Source organism: Streptomyces sp. NPDC058221, from assembly GCF_042882365.1.
Lineage (GTDB): Bacteria > Actinomycetota > Actinomycetes > Streptomycetales > Streptomycetaceae > Streptomyces.
This window is the reverse complement of sequence record NZ_JBHVWF010000309.1, coordinates 1-1,834: the sequence shown is the minus strand read 5'-3', so window position 1 is coordinate 1,834 and position 1,834 is coordinate 1. Positions and strand designations below refer to the sequence as shown.

Here is a 1,834-nt window from a genome sequence, read left to right as displayed (position 1 = left end):
GACCACGAGCGATGTGCCGAACTGGCCACCGCCGCCGAGCAGATCGCCTACACCCTCACCGACCCGTACCAGCGAGCGGTGGCACTGGCCAAGGTGGCCCAGGCAGTGGCCACGGCCGGTGACCACCAGCGGGCCGAGCAGATCGCCTACACCCTCACCGACCCGTACCAGCGAGCGGTGGCACTGGCCAAGGTGGCCCAGGCAGTGGCCGCGGGCGGTGGCCACAAGAAGGGTGCCGAACTGGCCGCCGCCGCCGAGCAGATCGCCCACACCATCACCACCGCATACCAGGCGGTGGCACTGGCCAAGGTGGCCCAGGCAGTGGCCGCGGCCGGTGACCACGAGCGGGCCGAGCAGATCGCCCGCACCCTCACCAACCTGTCCCAGCGGGCGGAAGCATTGGTCGGGGTTGCCCGGGCGGTGGCCGCGGGCGGTGGCCACAAGAAGGGTGCCGAACTGGCCACCGCCGCCGAGCAGATCGCCCACACCATCACCACCGATTACCTGCAGGCGCGGGAACTGACCGGGGTGGCCCGGGCGGTGGTCGCGGCCGGTGACTACGAGCGAGGTGCCGAGCTGGCCACCGCCGCCGAGCAGATCGCCCGCACCATCACCACCCCGGACCTGCAGGCGCAGGAACTGGTCGGGGTGGCCCGGGCGGTTGCCGCAGCCGGCGACCACGAGAAAAGTGCCGAACTGGCCACCGCCGCCGAGCAGATCGCCCACACCTGCCGCGACCCGGACTGGCAAGCGGTGGCACTGGCCAAGGTGGCCCAGGCAGTGGCCACGGCCGGTGACCACCAGCGGGCGGAACAGATCGCCTACACCATCACCGACCCGGACCAGCGAGCGGTGGCACTGGCCAAGGTGGCCCAGGCAGTGGCCACGGCCGGTGACCACGAGATGGGGGCCGAACTGGCCGCCGCCGCCGAGCAGATCGCCCACACCCTCGCCTATCAGTACCAGCAGGTGCCGGCACTGGCTGAGGTGGCCCGGGCGGTGGCCGCGGCCGGTGACCACGAGCGGGCCGAGCAGATCGCCCGCGCCCTCAACGCCCCGGACTGGCAGGCGTCGGCACTGGCCGAATTGGCCCGGGCGGTGGTCGCGGCCGGTGACTACGAGCGAGGTGCCGAGCTGGCCACCGCCGCCGAGCAGATCGCCCGCACCATCACCAACTGGCACCAGCGGGCGCGGGCACTGGCCGGGGTGGCCGGGGCGGTGGCCGCGGCCGGTGACCACGAGCGGGCCGAGCAGATCGCCCGCACCCTCAACGCCCCGGACTGGCAGGCGTCGGCACTGGCCGAAGTGGCCCGTGCGGTGGCCCGGGCGGTGGCCGCGGCCGGTGACCACGAGCAGGCCGAGCAGATCGCCCGCACCCTCACCAACCTGTCCCAGCAGGCGGAGGCACTGGCCGAGGTGGCCCGGGCGGTGACCGTGGCCGGTGACCACGAGCGAGGTGCCGAACTGGCCACCGCCGCCGAGCAGATCGCCCGCACCATCACCAACCCGGACCTGCAGGCGCAGGCACTGACCGAGGTGGCCCAGGCGGTTGGTCTACCACGGGCCAGTCGCTTGTTGGGGAAGGCATTCGCGCTGGGGTCGTGGCTGACGCCTCTGCCGGGGTTGGCAAAGATTCACCCGCAGGAGGTGATCCGGATCGCTGACGCGGTGTACGCATTTGGTCCCGTGACATTCCCCCAAGCCGCGACTTTAACGCTTCCCCTGTACCCGCCTATGTAAGTGCGTTGTGGCAAACCGGATCTCGTTCGAAGCCCGCGGTGCGGGTGATCATTCGGACAGAGATGCCGGTGCGGTCGTGGGCATAGAGAAACGG

The 1,834-nt window shown here is 71.8% G+C and carries 1 protein-coding gene; it reads left to right on the top strand.

What is annotated here, in order from left to right; translation table 11 throughout:
* Positions 1 to 1,740 (top strand): hypothetical protein (locus ACFVW8_RS39065; RefSeq protein WP_389698802.1); only part of this gene is annotated, 1,740 nt, incomplete at its 5' end.
* Positions 1,741 to 1,834: the final 94 nt, after the last annotated feature.